Below are 18,508 nucleotides of genomic sequence, written 5' to 3' on the forward strand. Positions count from 1 at the left end.
CTTGTGTTCGTCGCAGTTCGAGTCTGTTCCGACACTACTTCAAAGCTGCTGCAGCGTGACCTTGCCTGCCATACCACCTCCCGGTACAGGGACTACGATTCCGGCGCAAGGCATGACGATCGAGTCATAGTCCTTACCATGCTTGGACTCAACTAGGTGGAGGGCCTCTTCAAGGCTCTTCGCAGGGGTGAAGAAAAGCTTTCTTGCAAGAACGTCGTCAAGGGACGATACGAGGACAACCTCTTTATCTCGCAAGACCCGGGCTAGGCTGTAGGCCTTATGCCCGCCCAACACGAACCCGGCAGCGAAGCGACGGAAGATATCATCGAGGCTGCGTGCCTCTGTCATCCAACTCTCGAACGTCGGCTCGCCGCATCCCTCGGGGCACTCGGCCAAGAGCACGATAGTGCCGCCCTTTCTCACGACTCGGTCGGCGTTGTCGATGGCTTTCTGTGCCTGGTACACGTTGATGTCTTTGGGGAATCCTCCCGCGCTCGCGATGGCCACGTCGACTTCGCGGGCGACCGGCGCTACGACGTAATCCGAACATATCTTCACGCCTTCGAGCCACGCTTTCTCAACGTCCCCTGCCACCACGGCCGCCACCTTGCCCACCCCGTCGGTGACCGTGTTCACGATGAAATGGACGCCGGCTTTACGCGCGGCTTCGACCATCTCGATGTGGACTGGGTTTCCATCGAGGTTGCATACAGCCGCAGCCTCGGAAGTCATGAGCGAGTGATTGTGAGAGATGGTGGCCCGGCCCGACACGCCTGGCAAGATCGCCTTGCGTCCTCCGGAGAACCCGGCGAAGTAGTGAGGGGAGATGACGCCGGTCGCTATGACGAAGTCCGCCTCAAGGACGATGCGGTTGACGCGCAGTTCCGTCCCGAAGGGGAGAGTGCCCAAGGGGACCAGGTTCTCCTCGTCGTCGCAGTCATGATTCACGACGCGATACGTCTCGCAGATCTCGCGTCCCAACGTCAGCCGCATTTCTTCAGGGGTCATTCCTCTATGGATCCCGGTGGCGACGACGAGCGTCACGTCCTCGTCGGCTATTCCCGCTTCCCGGAGCTCGCTGAGGAGAGGGGGCAGGATGTCGGTATAAGGTGTGGGTCTTGTGATGTCGTTCACGATGATCACGACAGTCCTTGCGCGCCTGCGCTTTACCTCGTGGAGCAGGCTGTCGGTCCCTGTCGGATGTCTGAGTCTCGAAAGGACTTCGCTGCGCAGGTCGGCGAGGGGCTTCGCCTCTCGACCGGTCAACACCTGCGGATTCACGAGCACGCCTATGTCCAGCGGAACACAGGACCTCCCGTACTTCAACTGAACGACCACGAAGGCACCCCCTAACCTTCAGCAGGCCCGGGACTGGAAGCGCGGCGCCGCGCCTGAGCCGAGCTGTACCACAGCGTCACACTGCCTGCGACGCACAGCGCGGAGCCCCCGACGCACGACGCCCGGCACGGCGAGCGTCCTGACCCAAATCGCCCGAACCAGTGACCTCGGGCCGTGTTCTGCGCGAGTTCCGTACTAGGACAAAAGCAAACTGCGTGCCAACGCCGTCCAAACCGTCTTGCGCTTGGACGGGAGGAAGGGAAGCCACCCGTGGCATGGGCTTGCCAGGCACGATGATGTAGCACATCAGCAACGGAGCTGTTACATTGGCGCAACACATGGAGCGGCTCAAGCCCAGGCAGCTCTTCTGCCACCTGCCTATGGGGCGAGACGCAACGCTGGTTTTCGATTCATGGTTCGCGGCCGCCTTCACGCTGCGCGTCCCGCCTTGCCGCTGTGTGTTCGCTCCTGAGCTTGCGCCAAAGCGTGGTCCGGTTGATTCCGAGGCGACGGGCGGCTTCGCTCTTGTTGCCGCCGCATGCACTGACCGCACGGGCTATGCTCTCGCGTTCCACAGCTTTGATGAGGCTTTCGAGGTCGCGCCCGGTGCCGCTGTCGCGGGGACTGGCCAGAGTGCCAGCGGCTGAGGATGTGTCACCGTCGATCTCGGTAATGCGGGGCCATCCTTCCGACCCGGGCGTGTCACCTATGGCATCGAGCACGTCGTTGTTTGTGACACACCCGCTCTCCGACAAGACCAGGCACTTCTCGACGGTGTTTTTGAGCTCCCTCACGTTGCCATGCCAGGGATGAGCAAGAAGGACCGCCAACGCATCACTCGTGAAGCCCTGGAAGGGCGTACCGAGCTTTGCAGATAGTGTCCTCGCAAACGTCTCAGCCAGAAGCGGTATGTCCTCAGGCCGCTCCCGCAGCGGGGGCAGCGCGAGCTTGAGGACGTCAAGCCGGTAGTACAGGTCTGCCTGAAACAGGCCCTCTGCAACGAGTTTACGGAGGTCTTTGTTAGACGCGGCGATGACACGGACGTCAATGGGGATTGTGCGGTCATCCCCCAGCCGCATCACCTCCTTTTCTTGGAGGACCCTGAGAAGGCGGGCCTGGAGACGCAGGGGCATGCCCGCGATCTCATCCAGGAAGATCGTTCCGTGGTGGGCCAGCTCAAAGAGGCCTTGTTTGCCTTCCCGCTTAGCCCCGGTGAAGGCACCTTCAACGTAACCGAACAGCTCGCTCTCGAGCAAGCTTTCCGGTAATGCGGCGCAGTTGACCGCGACGAACGGCCCATCGCGCCTAGCACTCGCATTGTGAATGCTTTGGGCGAAAAGCTCTTTCCCGGTTCCTGTCTCTCCGAGGATGAGGATCGTGGAGTCCACGGCAGCAAAGCGTCTAGCCTTGGTGATGGCAGCCTGGATCGCGCGGCTGGTGCCTACGATGTCGCCGAACGTGAACCTCGCCACGTGGCCGCGGGCATAGAGCCTCTTGCGCAGGTCTTTTTCCAGCGCTTGCAACCTGCTGACATCCTGGAAGGTCGCGATGGCGCCCGCACATGAGCCGCTCACCACGATAGGCACACGGGTCACATTAACGAGAGTGCCGTTTATCCGACACACCTCGGGCGATGCGGGCTGGGAGGAAGGATTCGACGAGGACTCGCGGCGCCAATCCCGGCCCGACGAGGCGGCTGCGAGGATCGCGGCGAAACCGGCTTCAGGCAACACCTCGTCTACGTGACGCCCTACGACGTCGGCTGCGGCGCGGCCTGTGAGCCGTTGGGCGGCTTCGTTGAAAACAGTGATGTGCCCTGCATCGTCTACAGCGATGATGCCGTCGGACACGTTGTCTATGATGAGTTTGAACTGCTCCGCCCGTGCCGTCTCGTGTTTCTTGACCCATAGCACGCGCGAAGCCTCGTCGATGGCTTGCCTGACAGCTTCCGGCCCAGATTCTATCAGCACGGCTCTGGCGCCGTGCTTCTCGGCGGTTCGAACAGTTATCACTCCGCCTATCAGGACATCAACTCCATCTCGCAGGGCTTCACGGACTGTCGTGTCGGCGTCGCGGGCGCGCTCGAGGACGATCTCCTTTATCTCCACATCCATCGACTCGCTCAGCGTGCTCGCCCCGAGCACCATGTTCTCAAAGCCCACTATGGCAATGCGGCGCCCGAAGAGCCTTGCCTTCGCAACGGCGCGCACCACGTCGTAAGCTGTCACGCGGATCTCCACCACCGGCAGGCCGACGTCTTTGGCGTCCTGGAGCACGAGGGCCGTCCCCCCGCGACTGATGAGGACCTGAACCCCCTCCCTCTTCAGGCGCCGCGCGAGCGCCGGTGCCTCGCCCAGAAGGGCGCGCTCCACTCTGACTGGCTTTCGGACGGTTCTCGAGACTTCGCAGGCCACCGCAGCGAGGTTGTCGTACGGTGCTATGAGCGCGATATCAGGCATGCCTTGTCACCCCTCTGTTCGTCCTGGGAGGGGTTTCGCTTTGGGCAGGTGGCTTTCCTTCCGAAGTACGGTGCCACAGGTCTTCGCCTCCTACCTCGAGGGCGACAGGAGCGCCGGGGCTGCCCGTGATTGCGCGGGACGCGGCGAGCTCGGCCGTCTCGCACGCCAAATCCTCGCCGAATCCGGACGAGGCGCGCCGCACAAACCGCAGGAAGTGCGCCGCCCCGGCCCCGGAGGGCAAGGCTGATGGCCTTAGGCGACACGTGCGTGCTGAAGGGCAGCGCGACGTTGTGACGATCACTTCGGTGCCGATCCCTGCCTCAACGGCGGCAGCATCATCGGGACGAAGCTGCGGCAGAGCCGTCGTCGCACGCGGACACCACCCCGGTCCTTGACGCTGCCAAAATATGGTGATATGATTGAGGCATGGCAGTGGGGCCCAGAGATGGCGATATATGGTTACTGCATGGCTCCACAGGCGACTATCGCAGAGGAACACGGCTAAATGAACAAAAGAGGAAGCTAAACGTTCGCGAAGGCCGCGGCGGGTTTCCGCTTGGGTCCTCTGGCATGACTCCGTTGGGGGGGACGGGAATGGGCAGGTTGAAGGTGCTTGTGCTTGACGACGGAACGGTGGATCGCTTGGTCGATCTGGACTCGGCCGTGTCCGTTGGTGACGTCGAGGTCGTCGGCACCTTGAGGATCACGCCTTGTTCAGCCTTGGCAGCCACAACTGCTCCAGCAGGCGCGGGCGTCTCAGGCGACGCCGTCGGTTTTGGCGCGGTGCTGCGTGAATCACCGGCTGTCTTGTCGAAGGACTCGTGCGCGTCAAGCGGGGGGGCCGGAGGTGATGCGTGGGCTGCTCAAGGCGCGCGGATGGAGCCTGTTGAACGAGAGGCGCCAGTGTACCTTACCAGGACCGAGCTGGATGTCCTGAGGCTCCTCGCCAAGGGCTTGAGGAACAAAGACATCGCGCAGGAACTGTACATCAGCGTCAACACCGTGAAAACGCACGTGGCCAGCATATTCAGGAAACTCCGGGTGAAAAACCGGTCCGAGGCCGTGAGATACGTGTGGAGCCGTGGCGTGCGTTGAGCCGAGGTTCACCCGTTGGAGCCACCACAAGTCCCCCGTTCGGGCAATAGCGCGCCCGGCCCGCGATTGATAGACTGGGGTTGCCAGAGGCGACCTGGGCCGGCTCAGGCCAGCGCATCCAGTCTCCCGCAGCGCTAGGTGGGGAAAGGGGGTGGACTCGGTGTACGGAAGGCTTGCTGGCAGAAAGATCAGGATGGACCTTGCGATCGACGGGTATTGCTTCACTTTCAGACTCTGGGGTCATCGGGTCACGATAGGCTAAGCCCGGCCGCGGGGAGCATGGGCGGGCGGCGAGACAACGGGTTGCTGCCTCGCCGCCTGCCCCCGCTGTTTGTGTCGACGATGGCAGGTCCTTCCCGGCCTGAACCCAGGAACAGGGCAAAGCACGTCGCCCAGGGCGTCGTCGCCCTGCTCAGGACCGGCAAGGCCCGGCTGCCGATGGACGTCGCCAGTCGCTGACACACCCTCGCATGGGCCGACGGTTGAAGGAGGGGGCCTCGACGCGGATGGATGAGAAGGTCTACACGATCTCCCCTGAAGTGCGAGTGTCCGAGGTTGAGGGCCAGTATGTGCTGGTGAATCCCAAAAACATCGAGTGGGTCAAGTTGACTCGTGAGGCGTATGAGCTCGCGGAAAACCCTGGGAACCTGGTAGCGAGTGACCTTGTCAAGCGCGAATGCGTCCTGCGGGGAGCTGACCCCGGAGAGGTGGAGGGGCTTCTCCGTTACCTCCTGGAGGCGGGCTTCATCGTGGAGGCTGGAGAAGCGGTGGGTCTCGGTCGAGTGTACTTCAACGTCACTGACCGATGCAACCTCTCTTGTCCAGCATGTTACTTCGCGGCCGACGACATGCCTCGTGCCGGCGACCTCTCGACCGAAGATGCGCTATCCCTGCTGGATGTGCTTGCGGCCGAGAAACCGAGGTGTCTTGTGATAAGCGGGGGAGAGCCGTTTCTCCGTGACGACATAGGCGACATATTGGCGTCTGCCGCGGGCAGATTTGACGACGTCGTGCTCCTCACCAACGGGTGTCTGGTCGGCGAGGCCGAGGCTAAGCTCGTGAAGGACTGCGGAGCCAGGGTGCAAGTGAGCGTCGAGTCAGACGACCCCATTCTCCACGAACTGGCACGAGGTTGCGGCAGTTTCGACGCGGTGATGCGGGGCATCCGTGCATTGCAGTCCGCGGGCGTGAGCGGGATCGAGATCGTGCCCACCCTCACCAGGAGGAACCTCGGACGGCTGCAAGGCATCGTAAAGCTTGCCAGGGATCTCGGGGTCGGCTACCACTTCAGCCTTTTCATGCCAGTAGGTCGAGGCGCATGTCACGCAGCCGATCTTTCGATAGCGCCTCGCGATCTCCTTGCGTGCTTCGCCTCGTTCGTGGAGTCGACCCTTCAGGACCGGGAGGGCTTGTCAGAGGCTCTCGACGCTGATCTTGCGATAGACCTGCGCGTGAAAGCCGGGTGTGGTGCCGGATACAAGATCCTCAGCGTCGGCCCGGACGGCGCCGTGTATCCGTGCCCGTTGATGCACCGTCCCGAAATGCTCCTTGGAAGGCTGCCGGGTGGCTCGCTTTCGCGGATGCGCCGCGTGGGCAGGGGCATTGTGCCCCAGGTAAATGAGATCCCCAGTTGCTTCCGGTGTAAGGTGGCGTACTTCTGCGGGGGCGGCTGCCGAGCGCACGCGCTCGCTCAGGGAGGCAACCTCTTCGCCGTCGACCCGTATTGCGAGTTCTATCGAAGGGCCTACATGGCCTTGCTGACGGGTTGGCGCGACGGCCGGACCATTGTTGAGAATGCCAAGTCGGTTGCGATGGCTCTTGCAGATGGGTTGTGAAAGGCATGACGGGCATCGTGTATTCGTCGCTGGCTTTCAGTTTCGTCATCAGGGTCCTTGCGGACATCAAGAGGTCGTCGAAGGAAAGCGTGAGTCTCAAGAGTGACCGGACTATCGACGGCATGCCGCTTTTGGGAACCGCCCTGCTTACCGTCGGTTGGGTGGCGTACGGCAGAGACCCGCTGCTGGCGACCGGCCTTTGCGTCAGGAGGCTCGCGGCATGCCCTTGGTGGCATATGTGTGCTCTATGTGTGACGGGCTTTGCGATGAGTCGGCTGGTTCAGGCCTACCTCTTCCGGTCGACCGTGAGGGCCCTCGTAGAAAGTGGTGCCATCAACCCCGGCGGCGCGTACCTGGCTCTCGCCAATAGCAGCCCCGCGAGCGTCGCGCTTGTGGGGGCGGCCATGACGTTCTCGCAGACCTTTGTGGAGGAGTTTGCGTTCCGCGGCCTTGCGCTGCCCGGTGCCGCGGCGATGGTCGAGAACCTTGGTGCTCCCCCCGAGTGCGCGCTAGTGGCCGGGGTTGCATTGTCGTCCCTAGCCTTCGGCCTCTTGCACTTCGTCCCGATGAAGGTGGCGACCCGCGGCAAGAGCGCGCTCCTCTCGTGGTACGCCCTGGTAGTTCCGTCGAGTCTGGCCGTCGGTTTCTGCGTTCTAAACCAAATGGCGGGTTCGCTGTGGCCCGGGTGGCTCGTCCACTGGTGGATGAATTACGCGGGCCTTGTGTGGAGCAAAGCCGAGCGACGCTGGGAACGGGCGATCGCGGCGCCAGGGCGCAGCGAGGCGTGAGGAGGCGTTGATGCAGGCATGCCGCCACGGCCAAGTCACGGGGGGATGTTTATGGAGCATTGGTCCATGGAGACGAGACTCGCTGACGCATGCCTCGCGCTGGGGCACATATGCACTGTGGAAGCCAAATGGGCCGAAGATCCCGAGTTGAGGGCGGTCATGTTGGGCCATGCGCTTGGGTTCCTGAATGCGGCCTGGCTCTTTCTCCCATCTTGCGCGTCCAGAAGGTCGGTTGGGATGGAAACCACAGCCGAGCCTGTGGCAGGAATCGTGTGCCGGCTGACGAAGGATAAAAAGGCTGATACGTACGACGGCTCATGACGCATGGCGCAGACCTGTCCGCTCGGGGGCGCGGCAGCCGCTCTGAGGGTCGGATCCACGCGCGAGACGGGCGCGACTTGGTCGCGCCGGGTGCATGAGCCGACGGCCACAGGGCGTGGACGGAGGAAATGCGGTGATCCGGCGGTACTTCTGGTTCGCACTGATCGCGGTGGTTGTGGCGTTCGCCGCGTCGTTTCGCGGGATGGCCACGTTCATCACTGATGTTATGTGGTTCCGGGAATTGGGATACCTGCAAGCGCTTTGGGTGCCAATTCTGTCACGGGCGATGGTCGGCTTCATCGTCGCTGCGGTCTTCTCCATCTTCTCTTACGCTAACCTCAAGGTGGCAGGAAGGAGTCTCGGAAGGCTTTCATTGGGATTGGGTTTTCGGTCCTTCGATATCCCGATGCGGCTCACAACACAGAGGTTGAGGGCTGTTCTCCTGGTCGGTAGCATCCTCATCGGGATGCTCGCGGGCTTGGAAACCTCCTCGCATTGGATGACAGTTCAGCAGTTCCTGCACCGAGCGCCGGGAGGGGTGAAGGACCCCTTGTTTGGCCTAGACGTGGGCTACTACATGTTCGGCCTGCCGTTTTGGCGACTCGTCTACTCTCTCCTCATGACCCTTGTGCTTGTCACCACGGCGCTCGTGGCGGCGATCTATATTGTGACGCGATCCATCGGCCTGAGGGGCACCCACGTAACCGGGACCATGACGGCCAAACGCCACGTCGCTGGCCTGGTTGCGCTCTGCCTTCTGCTGAGAGCTTGGGGCTACCGGCTCATGGCGTTGGCGCTTGTATACTCCGACCGAGGCGTCGTCTTCGGCGCTGGCTACACGGACGTTCATGCGACGCTGCCTGCCCTCAAGATTCTCTCTATGATAGCGATCGTTGCGGCGGCTTCGGTGCTTGCGAGCCCCTTCATGCGTGGGGAGAAGGTCGTTCTTGCTACCGTGGGGATGCTTGTCGTGGCATCCTTTGTTTTGGGCACGGTTTACCCCGCCATTATCCAGAAGCTGTCAGTGGAGCCCAGCGAGCTATCGAGAGAGCGGCCCTACATAAGGTATAACATCGAGGCGACCAGGCAGGCGTTCGGCTTGGACGACATAGATGTGCGGCCCCTCGATGTCCGCAACGATCTGACGCTAGAGAGACTTTTGACCGCTTACCAGGATACTGTCAACAACATCAGGCTCTGGGATTGGCGCCCCCTCTCTCAGACCCTAAACCAACTTCAGGAGATCAGGGTATACTATAGATTCAATGACGTCGATATCGACAGATACACGGTAGCCGGCAAGACTCGGCAGATGGCGTTGTCTGCGCGCGAGCTGTCCCTGGCCGAACTGCCGGCGCAGGCGAGGACATGGGTGAACGAACACCTGGTGTACACCCATGGCTATGGGCTGGTCATGAGCGACGTAACGCGGGTTTCTGCTGAAGGGCTTCCAAGCTTCACGATAAGGGACATTCCGCTGCGGACCGACGAGGGATTTGACGTGGTGCGTCCCGAGATCTACTACGGGGAGTGCACTGACGAGTACGTGGTGGTCGGGACGTCCGCTCGGGAATTCGATTACCCCGCAGGGGAATCTGGCACTTACACGACCTACGAAGGGCGCGGCGGCGTCCGGTTGTCGTCGTTCTGGAGAAGGCTTCTGTTCGCCGCGCGATTCGGGAGCATGCAATTCCTGATGTCTTCGGACATGAGCAGAGATAGCCAGGTATTATACGTTCGGAACATCCGCGACCGCGTACAGGCCATAGCGCCCTTTCTCAGGTATGACAGGGACCCGTACCTGGTGCTTGCGGACAGGAGACTCTTCTGGATGTGGGATGCGTATGTCGTGAGCGATCGTTATCCGTATTCTCAACCCATCGAGGATGGAATCAACTACATTCGAAACTCAGTCAAGGTCGTTGTTGACGCATACAGCGGTGAAGTGACGTTTTACACCCCCGACCCTGACGAGCCCATCATAAAGACCCTGTGCGGTATCTTCCCGGGGATGTTCGTGCCGATGGACGAAATGCCCGTGTCTCTGAAGGCCCACGTGCGTTACCCCGAAGACCTGTTCGTGATCCAGGCCCGCGTGCTCGGCAAGTATCATACGACGGAGCCGGATGCTCTTTATAAACAGGAGGATTTCTGGGAATTCCCAGCAGAGGTGTACGGTGGCGAGCGCCAGACCATGCAGCCATACTACGTGTTCATGCGTATGCCAGGTGATGAGCGGGCCGAGTACGTGCTCACCGTGCCGTTCACTCCGTCAGGCAGAGACAACATGATCGCATGGCTTGCCGCCAGGAACGATTTCCCCGGCTACGGGCAGCTTGTGCTCTACAGCTTCCCTAAAGACCGCCTTGTATACGGGCCCATGCAGGTTGAATCGAGGATCGATCAGGATCCGGCCATATCGCAGGCACTCACCCTGTGGAGCCAGCGGGGGTCGAAGGTTGTGCGGGGAAACCTCCTTGCTATCCCGATAGAGAATTCGATCCTCTACGTGGAGCCGCTGTATCTTCTTGCGGAGCGGAGCGATCTGCCGGAATTGAAGAGGGTGGTGGTCTCCTTCGGCGACGCCGTGGCCATGGACACGACCCTGGAGGGCGCCCTGGCCGCCGTGTTTGGTGCCGGTACAGCGGTTCCAAGGCGCAGTGCGGCCGCGGAGCCCGGAAACGGTCTTGGAGTGCCGGCGCCGGCTTCCCCGCAGGACAGCGACACCGGGGTCCTGTCTGAGCTAGTTGGTCGTGCTCTTCAGGTGTATGAGGACGCCAACAGACGGCTCCGTGACGGTGACTTCGCCGGCTTCGGAGAGCGCCTCGACGAGCTGGGCGTTTTGCTGCGAGAACTCGAAAGAAGAGGGGCGAAGTGAGCTTGGTGGTGCCAAAGATAGAGATGCGGCGGGATAACGCGGTCATCTCAGGCATTTCACCATTTGACCTCAAGGAAACCCTGGAATCCGGACAAGCGTTCCGCTGGGACCTTGAGGACGGCGTGTTCACCGGCGTCGTGCGCGGGAGAGTCATTCGAGCTGCACAGGAGGGTGATTCACTCGTCCTCATCAAGCCTGGTTCAGAAGAGGTCATTCACCTTGCGACCGATTACTTTTCGCTCGATGTGGACCAGGCGGACATTGAGGAGCGGCTGCGCAGCATGGACCCCACGCTCGACTCGGCGGTAAGGTCGTTCACCGGCCTTCGCTTGCTGCGACAGGAACCATGGGAATGCCTGGTGTCATTCATCCTATCTGCCAGGAACGCCATTCCCCTCATCCGCCGAGCGGTCGAGCGTATAGCGAGAGCTTACGGCGATCCCATCTTTCAGGAGAATGACGACGGCCTTCCGACGCACGGTGGCCGCGGATCCGGGCAAACATCGTATTACAGCTTTCCGACCCCGGGTCGGCTTGCATCGGCGGACGTCCTCGACCTTGTGAGGTGCGGCGCGGGTTTCAGGTCGCAGTATGTGAAAGCCGCGGCAGAGAGAGTAGCGTCCGGTGACATCGATCTTCAAGCTCTACGAAGCCTCGGATACGGAGGCGCAAAAGAGAGACTGATGAGCCTGCGAGGTGTGGGCGAGAAGGTGGCCGACTGCGTCCTTCTGTTCTCGCTCGGCTTCTATGAGGCATTTCCGATTGACGTTTGGATGACAAGGGTGATGCGATATGTCTATTTCGGGGGAAGCAAAGTCTCGGCCGCGACCATAACGCAGTTTGCTCGGGAGAGGTTCGGCGAGCTCGCAGGCTATGCCCAACAGTACTTGTTTCATTACGCTCGTAGGAAGCTTGCGTCCGAACTCCGTGGGCTAGACCTGGACTGAGTAGGCGGCCACGAGACCGTTGGTTTTTCCCAGCCAGAAGTCGGCCCTGCTTTAGGGCGTGCAAGTGCCACCTAAGGTAACCGGCCTTGTTCTTCAGGGACGGCGCGCCTGCGGGAAGCCTCGTGCGAATTCGGCGTGCGGGATGGCCCGATCCGCTGCGCGCCATCGTGCAAGCACCGGCAACGCTGGCGGCTCTATGGAACCAGGCGAGGATTCGTGGCAGAGACTGTTGCGATTTCCGAGCAGTGCCAGCTTCCGCGAGCAGGGCGGCAGCTTGGCGCACTTTAACTCGGCTGCACTGGCGTAATATGGGAAGACTGAACGGCCCGATGGCACGTTACTTGGCTGCGGCCCTCGTCTGGCCAGTGGTAGGGCCTGGTGGACGGGGGTCCGTGCCCCATTCGGCGGTGGTCCGCCCGGCGGAGAGGGGAGGAGGAGCGCGGGGTCTTCCTGATTCGCCCGCTCTTGAGGGATGCAGGCCGAAACCAGGACAGGCCCCTGTGCGCACTTTGGACACGTGGGGGGGAAGGAAGAATGTCCCGAAGCGGCGGTGCGGAGGAGTCGTCTTCGATCTCCAGGCAGATCACTGAGCTTGCCAGGATGGTGAGGAGCGCAGGGAAGTGTGTCGTTCTCACCGGCGCTGGCATATCTACGGAGAGCGGGATCCCGGACTTCCGTAGCCCCGGCACGGGTCTCTGGAGCCGCGTCGATCCAATGGCGGTGCTGTCCGCCACCGCTTTTCGGACGACGCCGGAAGCGTTTTACCGGTTCATCGTGGAGCTCGTCGAGACATTACAAGCCGCGCGACCGAACAACGGGCACAGAGCCATCGCCGCGCTCGAGAAAATGGGTGTCGTTGATGTAGTGGTCACCCAGAACATCGACGGCTTGCATCAACGCGCGGGATCGAGGAACGTGCTCGAAGTCCACGGTCACCTGCGGACCGGCACGTGTGTGCAGTGCGGCAAGACTTACGATATCAAGGTTGTCCTGGACGCCGTCGGACTTGGCGAGCTACCGAGATGCGACGCGTGCCGCGGTCTCATCAAGCCCGACGTTGTGCTCTTTGAAGATCCCCTGCCTGTTGATTTCCTTTTGGCCCAGCAGGCAGTGGCGGAGTGCGACCTTCTCCTCGCGGTCGGGTCTAGTCTTGAAGTAGCGCCGGTGTGTTATCTCCCGGCGATGGCGCCGCATCTCGCGATAATAAACCTGATGCCCACCGGCTACGATGTCCGTGCGGATGTGGTGATACATGCGAAGGCGGGGGAGGTCCTTCCATCGCTTGTTGACGCCATGCGAGAGGGAACTGATGGAAACACCCGTTGAACGCGGGTGAACGGCAGGAATGACGGGAGCAGTATAGAATAGCCTCTTGGGAGAATCCACGTTTTCCGTGGAACGCGGTCGATCCTGGGGGGATCGTGGTTGGGTGCGAAAGTGCCTGCGAAAAGGGAAAAGAAGAAGCCCAAAAAACAGAAGACCCAGGTACCTAAGGCGCAAGGCCAGGGTGACAACAGGCTCTCAATTCTGAACAAGCCGTGACGGTTGGAAGAGAGGGCAGAAGAAGGAGCACAGGACTGTGGCGCGTAATGGGTATAGCTTTTTTGTCCGCGATATGGCAATAGACTTGGGCACCGCCAATTCGCTCGTGTACGTGACTAGGCGAGGCGTCGTCATGTTTGAGCCGTCGGTTGTAGCCATCGACGAAGTCAGCGGCGAGGTGTTGGCGGTTGGCAGCGAGGCCAAGCAAATGATCGGGAGGACGCCGGGGGCTATTCGTGCCGTACGCCCTCTGAAACAGGGCGTCATCGCGAATTTCGAGATGACCAAGCATTTGCTTCGCTACCTTATCCGGAGAGGATGCCGCGGAAGGGCGCTGGTGCGGCCGCGAGTCATCGTGTCGGTTCCCGCAGATGTGACCGAGGTGGAGCGAAGGGCGGTGATCGATGCCACCATTGAAGCAGGTGCCCGCGCGGCGTTTCTCATTGAAGAGGCCGTGGCGGCTGCTATCGGCGTAGGCCTGCCTGTCCAGGAACCGACGGGCAGCATGGTGGTGGACATCGGAGGCGGCATGACCAACGCCGCTGTGATCTCGCTTGGTGGTATTGTCTCTGGCTGTTCCGTGAGGGTTGGCGGAGACGACATGGATGAGGCCATAGTGAGGCATGTAAGGCGGAATTACAACCTGATGATAGGCGAGCGCACGGCGGAGGACGTCAAAATCGGCATAGGCTCTGTGTGGCCGTTGCAAGAGGAGCTCTCTATGGAGGTGCGCGGAAGAGACTATGTAACAGGTCTGCCGAAGAGCATCACGCTGACGTCACAAGAGGTCCGGGAGGCCCTGGCAGAGCCGATGGCGGCCATAGCCGCGGGCGTCCGCAGCACGCTCGAGAACACTCCGCCGGAGCTCATAGGCGACGTGATAGACAAGGAGATAGTCATCACCGGCGGAGGGGCGCTGCTGCGAGGCATCGACCGTTACATTTCGAAGGAAACAGGAATGCCGGTGAGATGCGGCGACAATCCGCTCATGAGCGTCGTGACAGGCGCGGGCAAAGCGCTCGAGGAGATTGATCTCCTTGAGAAGGTGGCGAATGCCTCTCGGAGGGTGAGGTAGTCCCCGCCTCCGGTGCGTGGTGCACTCCAGGGCGCGGACCGGCCGCGGTCTTGCGGAAGGATGAACTTGCCGGAGCGACGACGACCGGTATTGACTCGTTCTTCTGGTTGGGTTATAATTGGTCTTGCGCCGGGCGGGGAGACGCCAAGGCGAGCGACAAGACTTTGACAAGCGGGCGGATAGCTCAGTTGGGAGAGCACCTCCCTTACAAGGAGGGGGTCGGCAGTTCAAATCTGCCTTCGCCCACCAAGAGCAAGAAACGACAATTAAAGATAGATGTTTGCGGAGGCGTGGTGTAGCTGGTCTAACATACCTGCCTGTCACGCAGGAGATCGCGGGTTCGAATCCCGTCGCTTCCGCCATTTTGTTAGCCGAGGTAGCTCAGTTGGTAGAGCAGCGGACTGAAAATCCGCGTGTCGCCGGTTCAATTCCGGCCCTCGGCACCATATTTTGTACGCGAGCGGCCCGGGGCGCGTCGGGAAGCGAAGACGCGTGAGCCACGGTCGCGCAGCTGCCTCCGCCAGGGCGGGTGCCTTCTTCGTAAACCCAGTTCTCCGGGGGCTCGTCTGTACATACGGGCCTGCTCTTGCGTGGCCGTGCCGCGCCTTCCCCTCCTCTCATGAACTCATGCCAAGGTTGAACCACCCTCGATACAACCGCGCCGATTTGACTTCTTCTAGATGTCTCCGCCGCCATTCGCCGCCACTATCGTGGGCCGGGGATGTTGCGCTGTGCGGGTTTTGGGGTGGCCATGAGGAGAAGGAGCGTCGGACGTCGAACTGAATGGCCTAGCTCCAATCGTCCATTCGATGAGAGGGGTCGCGTGATGGTCGCGGGGGGTTGAGTCTCAAGGGTAAGTGATTCAGGGAGCCAGGTTCGCATAGGCGTAAGTATCGTGCATGGGTATCACCTGGGCGGTTCTCTGTCGGCATTCGCGTTCTTTGCGGTGCCGGCATTTGTGTGAGCGGGCCCCGAAGCAGCGGTGCTCGGCACAGATACGTGACACGCGGCGACCTTGCTCCTTCTGTCTATCACGCGGGTTTTGCGTGCTTCCTGGGAGCGGACGTGGGGGGCGTGATTCAGTGAGGGCGATCGTGATAGGTGCCGGGAAAGTTGGGTTCGAGATAGCGAAGAGACTGTCAGAAGATGGGCACGACGTCGTGGTCATCGATCGAGACGAGGCTGTCCTCAGGGAGGTAGAGGACAACCTCGATGTGCTGGTTGTCCATGGCAACGGTGCGAGCGCCAGGGTCCTGGAAGAGGCCTCCATAAAAGACGCAGGGCTCTTCATCGCGGTGACCGATGTCGATGAGATCAACATCATAGCGTGCATGATCGCAAAGAGGCTGGGGGTCAAGAGGACGATCGCGCGCATAAGGAATCCGGAGTATCAAGGCCTCAAGAACTGGACGCTCTCGAACAAGCAACTCGGGATCGACGCGGTGATAAACCCAGAGGAGGCCGTGGCGTACGAGATAATCAAGTTTTTGAGGGCACCGGCGGCCACAGACATAGAGTATTTTGCGGACGGCAAGATCCAGATGGTGGGGTTCAGCGTCCAGGAGGGCTCCCCCATAGCCAACAAGACCATAAGTGACGCAAGCATATCCTACTGCACAATAGGCGCGATCTCACGACAGTGGGAGGTTCTGATCCCTCACGGGAGCACGCGCATCCTGCCTGGGGATGACATTTTCATCATCGGCAAGTCGGGCCTTCCGACGGAGAATAGGCTGGCTAGTTGGGAAAAGCGACCAAGCCGCCAGGAACGTGGTCATCCTGGGAGGCGGGAGGACGGGGTTCATCCTTGCCCAGTACCTTGAGACTCACCGAAAGTACGGCCCGTTCGTCAAGCTGATAGAACGCGACAAGGAGTTGTGTCAGGAACTAGCCGAGAGACTACACCATGTCCTTGTAGTAAACGCTGACGGAACAAGGCCAGACCTGTTTCGAGAAGAAAACATTCAGGCTGCTGACTCCTTCATTGCCGTAACTGGTCAGGACCAGACTAACCTTCTGGCGGGCTTTCTTGCTAAAGACTTGGGCGTCCAAAGGGTGGTCGCCGAGCTTCACAGGGAAGACTACGTGCCCACGGCGAAGAGAATGAGGATCGACGTTACCGTGATCCCGCGACTCATCGTCGCGAGCACGGTTCTTCGCGCGATTCCCAAACCGAACGTCAAGACCCTGTCCCTTTTGAAAGAAGGGAATCTGGAGGTCGTGGAGGTCGTCGTCTCTCCGGGGTCGAGCGTCTCTGGCAAGTCTCTGAGGCAGATCGGCCTTCCGGAGGAAGTCGTGGTCGGCGCGATCGTGCGAGGTGATGCAGTGGTCGTCCCGAGAGGAGACACGGTGATGTGCCCTGGGGACCATGTGCTGATCTTTGCTTCCCCGAGGGCTGGGCCCTTGCTGGAGTTCTATTTCGGTGTGAGATAGTCAAGGCGAGGGAGAGACGTCGTGAGTCTCAAGGCTGTTGCCAACGTGGTAGGATCCTTGGTCATTCTGCTGGGCTTCCTTGCAATAGTCCCAGCGGGGGTCTCCGTATATTGTCGCGAGGGGGACGCCCCAGCTTTCCTGCTGTCGATGGTTATAGCTGTCTCGTCCGGAGCCATCGTTAAGAGACTTTCTCGCGGTGACCAGGGAGTGCGCAATAGAGAGTGCTTTGCCATAGTCACCCTCGGGTGGGTGGCGGCAGCGACCGTGGGGGCACTTCCGTTCGTCCTATACGGGACGTTGCCGTCGTTCACTGATGCGTTCTTTGAGGCGATCTCCGGATTCACCACGACGGGCGCAACGATGATCGCGGATATCGAGGCACAACCCCACGGGATACTGTTGTGGCGAAGCCTTCTTCATTGGTTGGGCGGCATGGGAATTATCGTCCTCTTCATTGCCGTTCTGCCCAACTTCGGGCTGGAGGACGCAAGGCTCTTCAAAGTAGAGGTTCCCGGCCCGGTCCCTGAGAGACTTGAGCCGAGGATAAGGGAAACCGCGAGAGCGCTTTGGGGTATATACGCGGGCATGTCCCTGGCAGAGATCATTCTCCTATGCCTAGGTGGCATGAGTCTCTTTGATTCGGTGACTCACACGTTCGCCACGGTGTCGACCGGGGGTTTCTCGACAAAGACAGCGAGCATAGGCGCGTGGCAAAGTCCATTTATCCAGTCCACGATAATCTTTTTCATGCTTGCCGCTGGGGGGAACTTCGCCCTCTACTTCCGCGCGCTTCATGGCCGCCACAGGGCTATTCTCCCTGACGCTGAACTACGGTTTTATCTCCTGGTGGTGATCGTGGCAACTTGCACGGTAGCCTTGAGCCTCTACTTCAGCGGATCGTCAGGGCTTGTTGGCGCGGTGCGAGATGCGGCTTTCCAAGTATCATCGGTGATAACGACTACTGGGTTTGCCACTGCCGATTTTGATGCCTGGCCGTCTCTCGCCAAAGGGATCCTTTTGGGCTTGATGTTCATCGGAGGGTGCACCGGCTCCACGAGCGGTGCGATCAAGGTGGCCCGGGTGCTCATGGTTTTCAAACACGGGTGCAGGGAGCTTCAGAGGCTGATTCACCCGAAGGCGGTTTCAGTCGCGAAGCTGAATGGTGAAGCTATCAGACCCGATGTCTTGAACAGGGTTCTCGGATTCGTGTTCCTGTATGTATTCGTTTTCATTTCGGCCTCCCTTGTGATGATGGCGCTGGGCCTAGACATGGTGAGCGCGTGCTCGTCGGTGGCGGCCACCCTCGGGAATGTGGGCCCGGGGCTGGGGATCGTCGGGCCGACGTATACCTATGTACCTCTGCCTGCCTTAGGCAAATGGGTGCTAAGCCTTTGCATGCTGCTTGGAAGGCTTGAGCTCTATCCGGTCCTGGTGTTGCTGGTGCCGAGCTTCTGGCTGAGATACTAAGTATATCGCCAGGAGACCGTTGAACTCTCCCACGTTGCGCCACCTTGGAACGATTGAAGCCCACGAAGTCGTCGCCGTTATCGCCCGGATTTGCAGCTGCCGGGGAGGTTCACTGGTCTCAGTCAGGGGTTCGCACTGCTTTTCAGCTTTCCGGTTTTTCGGCTTTTCGGCGCGTGCCGTCCTGTCAGAGGCCACCGAGCTTGCCTCCCCGGGCAGGGAGGCGACACGCCTTCCGCGCGCCTCGTTCGAGCCCGGAGCGCGATATGGCTAGACCTTCCACACCAAGTCGTGCCAGACCGGCGGCCCTGGCGCTGTCAAGAAGAGAAGCGA

Annotated in this window: 13 protein-coding genes and 3 tRNA genes; 14 read left to right on the top strand and 2 right to left on the bottom strand. The window is 60.7% G+C overall.

Annotated features, from left to right (window positions below):
- Positions 1–39: 39 nt before the first annotated feature.
- On the bottom strand, positions 40–1,338 hold the full coding sequence (gene larA, locus GX515_06455) for a nickel-dependent lactate racemase (protein ID HHY32658.1): 1,299 nt from the start codon (positions 1,336–1,338) through the stop codon (positions 40–42).
- A gap of 410 nt (positions 1,339–1,748) precedes the next feature.
- A complete protein-coding gene (locus GX515_06460) occupies positions 1,749–3,797 on the bottom strand; it encodes a sigma 54-interacting transcriptional regulator (protein ID HHY32659.1) in 2,049 nt (682 codons plus the stop codon).
- A gap of 594 nt (positions 3,798–4,391) precedes the next feature.
- Between GX515_06460 and GX515_06465 the strand changes: the two genes are divergently transcribed.
- The 14 genes from GX515_06465 to GX515_06530 all read left to right on the top strand — a co-directional run bounded on the left by GX515_06465 (position 4,392) and on the right by GX515_06530 (position 18,178).
- Positions 4,392–4,892 (top strand): response regulator transcription factor, encoded by a 501-nt coding sequence (locus GX515_06465; protein ID HHY32660.1) that lies wholly within the window; start codon positions 4,392–4,394, stop codon positions 4,890–4,892.
- Between the two features lie 506 nt (positions 4,893–5,398).
- Positions 5,399–6,727, top strand: coding sequence for a radical SAM protein (locus GX515_06470; protein HHY32661.1), 1,329 nt, complete (start codon positions 5,399–5,401; stop codon positions 6,725–6,727).
- Between the two features lie 5 nt (positions 6,728–6,732).
- The gene (locus GX515_06475) at positions 6,733–7,515 is read left to right on the top strand and encodes a CPBP family intramembrane metalloprotease (GenBank protein HHY32662.1); all 783 of its coding nucleotides are present in this window, start codon (positions 6,733–6,735) and stop codon (positions 7,513–7,515) included.
- 66 nt (positions 7,516–7,581) lie between these two features.
- Positions 7,582–7,836 (top strand): hypothetical protein, encoded by a 255-nt coding sequence (locus GX515_06480; GenBank protein ID HHY32663.1) that lies wholly within the window; start codon positions 7,582–7,584, stop codon positions 7,834–7,836.
- A gap of 133 nt (positions 7,837–7,969) precedes the next feature.
- Positions 7,970–10,714 carry a UPF0182 family protein gene (locus GX515_06485; protein HHY32664.1) on the top strand — a complete coding sequence of 915 codons (2,745 nt, stop codon included), beginning with the start codon at positions 7,970–7,972 and terminating at the stop codon, positions 10,712–10,714.
- 23 nt (positions 10,715–10,737) lie between these two features.
- On the top strand, positions 10,738–11,661 hold the full coding sequence (locus tag GX515_06490) for a DNA-3-methyladenine glycosylase 2 (protein ID HHY32665.1): 924 nt from the start codon (positions 10,738–10,740) through the stop codon (positions 11,659–11,661).
- A gap of 534 nt (positions 11,662–12,195) precedes the next feature.
- The gene (locus tag GX515_06495; protein HHY32666.1) at positions 12,196–12,987 is read left to right on the top strand and encodes an NAD-dependent deacylase; all 792 of its coding nucleotides are present in this window, start codon (positions 12,196–12,198) and stop codon (positions 12,985–12,987) included.
- A 289-nt stretch (positions 12,988–13,276) separates the two neighbouring features.
- Positions 13,277–14,278, top strand: coding sequence for a rod shape-determining protein (locus tag GX515_06500; protein HHY32667.1), 1,002 nt, complete (start codon positions 13,277–13,279; stop codon positions 14,276–14,278).
- Positions 14,279–14,451: 173 nt separating this feature from the next.
- Positions 14,452–14,527: transfer RNA gene (locus GX515_06505), tRNA-Val, on the top strand.
- 35 nt (positions 14,528–14,562) lie between these two features.
- A tRNA-Asp gene (locus tag GX515_06510) sits at positions 14,563–14,640 on the top strand.
- An 8-nt stretch (positions 14,641–14,648) separates the two neighbouring features.
- Positions 14,649–14,724: transfer RNA gene (locus tag GX515_06515), tRNA-Phe, on the top strand.
- A gap of 636 nt (positions 14,725–15,360) precedes the next feature.
- A complete protein-coding gene (locus GX515_06520; GenBank protein HHY32668.1) occupies positions 15,361–16,101 on the top strand; it encodes an NAD(P)-binding domain-containing protein in 741 nt (246 codons plus the stop codon).
- Complete coding sequence (locus GX515_06525) at positions 16,049–16,711, top strand: hypothetical protein (protein HHY32669.1); 663 nt, start codon at positions 16,049–16,051, stop codon at positions 16,709–16,711. The genes GX515_06520 and GX515_06525 overlap by 53 nt, the downstream gene beginning before the upstream one ends.
- Before the next feature lie 21 nt (positions 16,712–16,732).
- On the top strand, positions 16,733–18,178 hold the full coding sequence (locus GX515_06530) for a TrkH family potassium uptake protein (protein ID HHY32670.1): 1,446 nt from the start codon (positions 16,733–16,735) through the stop codon (positions 18,176–18,178).
- The last annotated feature ends 330 nt before the right edge of the window (positions 18,179–18,508 follow it).

The organism is Bacillota bacterium, from assembly GCA_012842395.1.
Taxonomy (GTDB): domain Bacteria; phylum Bacillota; class SHA-98; order UBA4971; family UBA4971; genus UBA6256.

Excerpts from the sequence above, each read along its gene's own strand:
- GX515_06460 (HHY32659.1), bottom strand. The coding sequence starts at position 3,797 with ATGCCTGATATCGCGCTCATAGCACCGTACGACAACCTCGCTGCGGTG.
- GX515_06465 (HHY32660.1), top strand. The coding sequence starts at position 4,392 with ATGGGCAGGTTGAAGGTGCTTGTGCTTGACGACGGAACGGTGGATCGC.
- GX515_06470 (HHY32661.1), top strand. The coding sequence starts at position 5,399 with ATGGATGAGAAGGTCTACACGATCTCCCCTGAAGTGCGAGTGTCCGAG.
- GX515_06475 (HHY32662.1), top strand. The coding sequence starts at position 6,733 with ATGACGGGCATCGTGTATTCGTCGCTGGCTTTCAGTTTCGTCATCAGG.
- GX515_06480 (HHY32663.1), top strand. The coding sequence starts at position 7,582 with ATGGAGACGAGACTCGCTGACGCATGCCTCGCGCTGGGGCACATATGC.
- GX515_06490 (HHY32665.1), top strand. The coding sequence starts at position 10,738 with ATGCGGCGGGATAACGCGGTCATCTCAGGCATTTCACCATTTGACCTC.
- GX515_06495 (HHY32666.1), top strand. The coding sequence starts at position 12,196 with ATGTCCCGAAGCGGCGGTGCGGAGGAGTCGTCTTCGATCTCCAGGCAG.
- GX515_06500 (HHY32667.1), top strand. The coding sequence starts at position 13,277 with ATGGCAATAGACTTGGGCACCGCCAATTCGCTCGTGTACGTGACTAGG.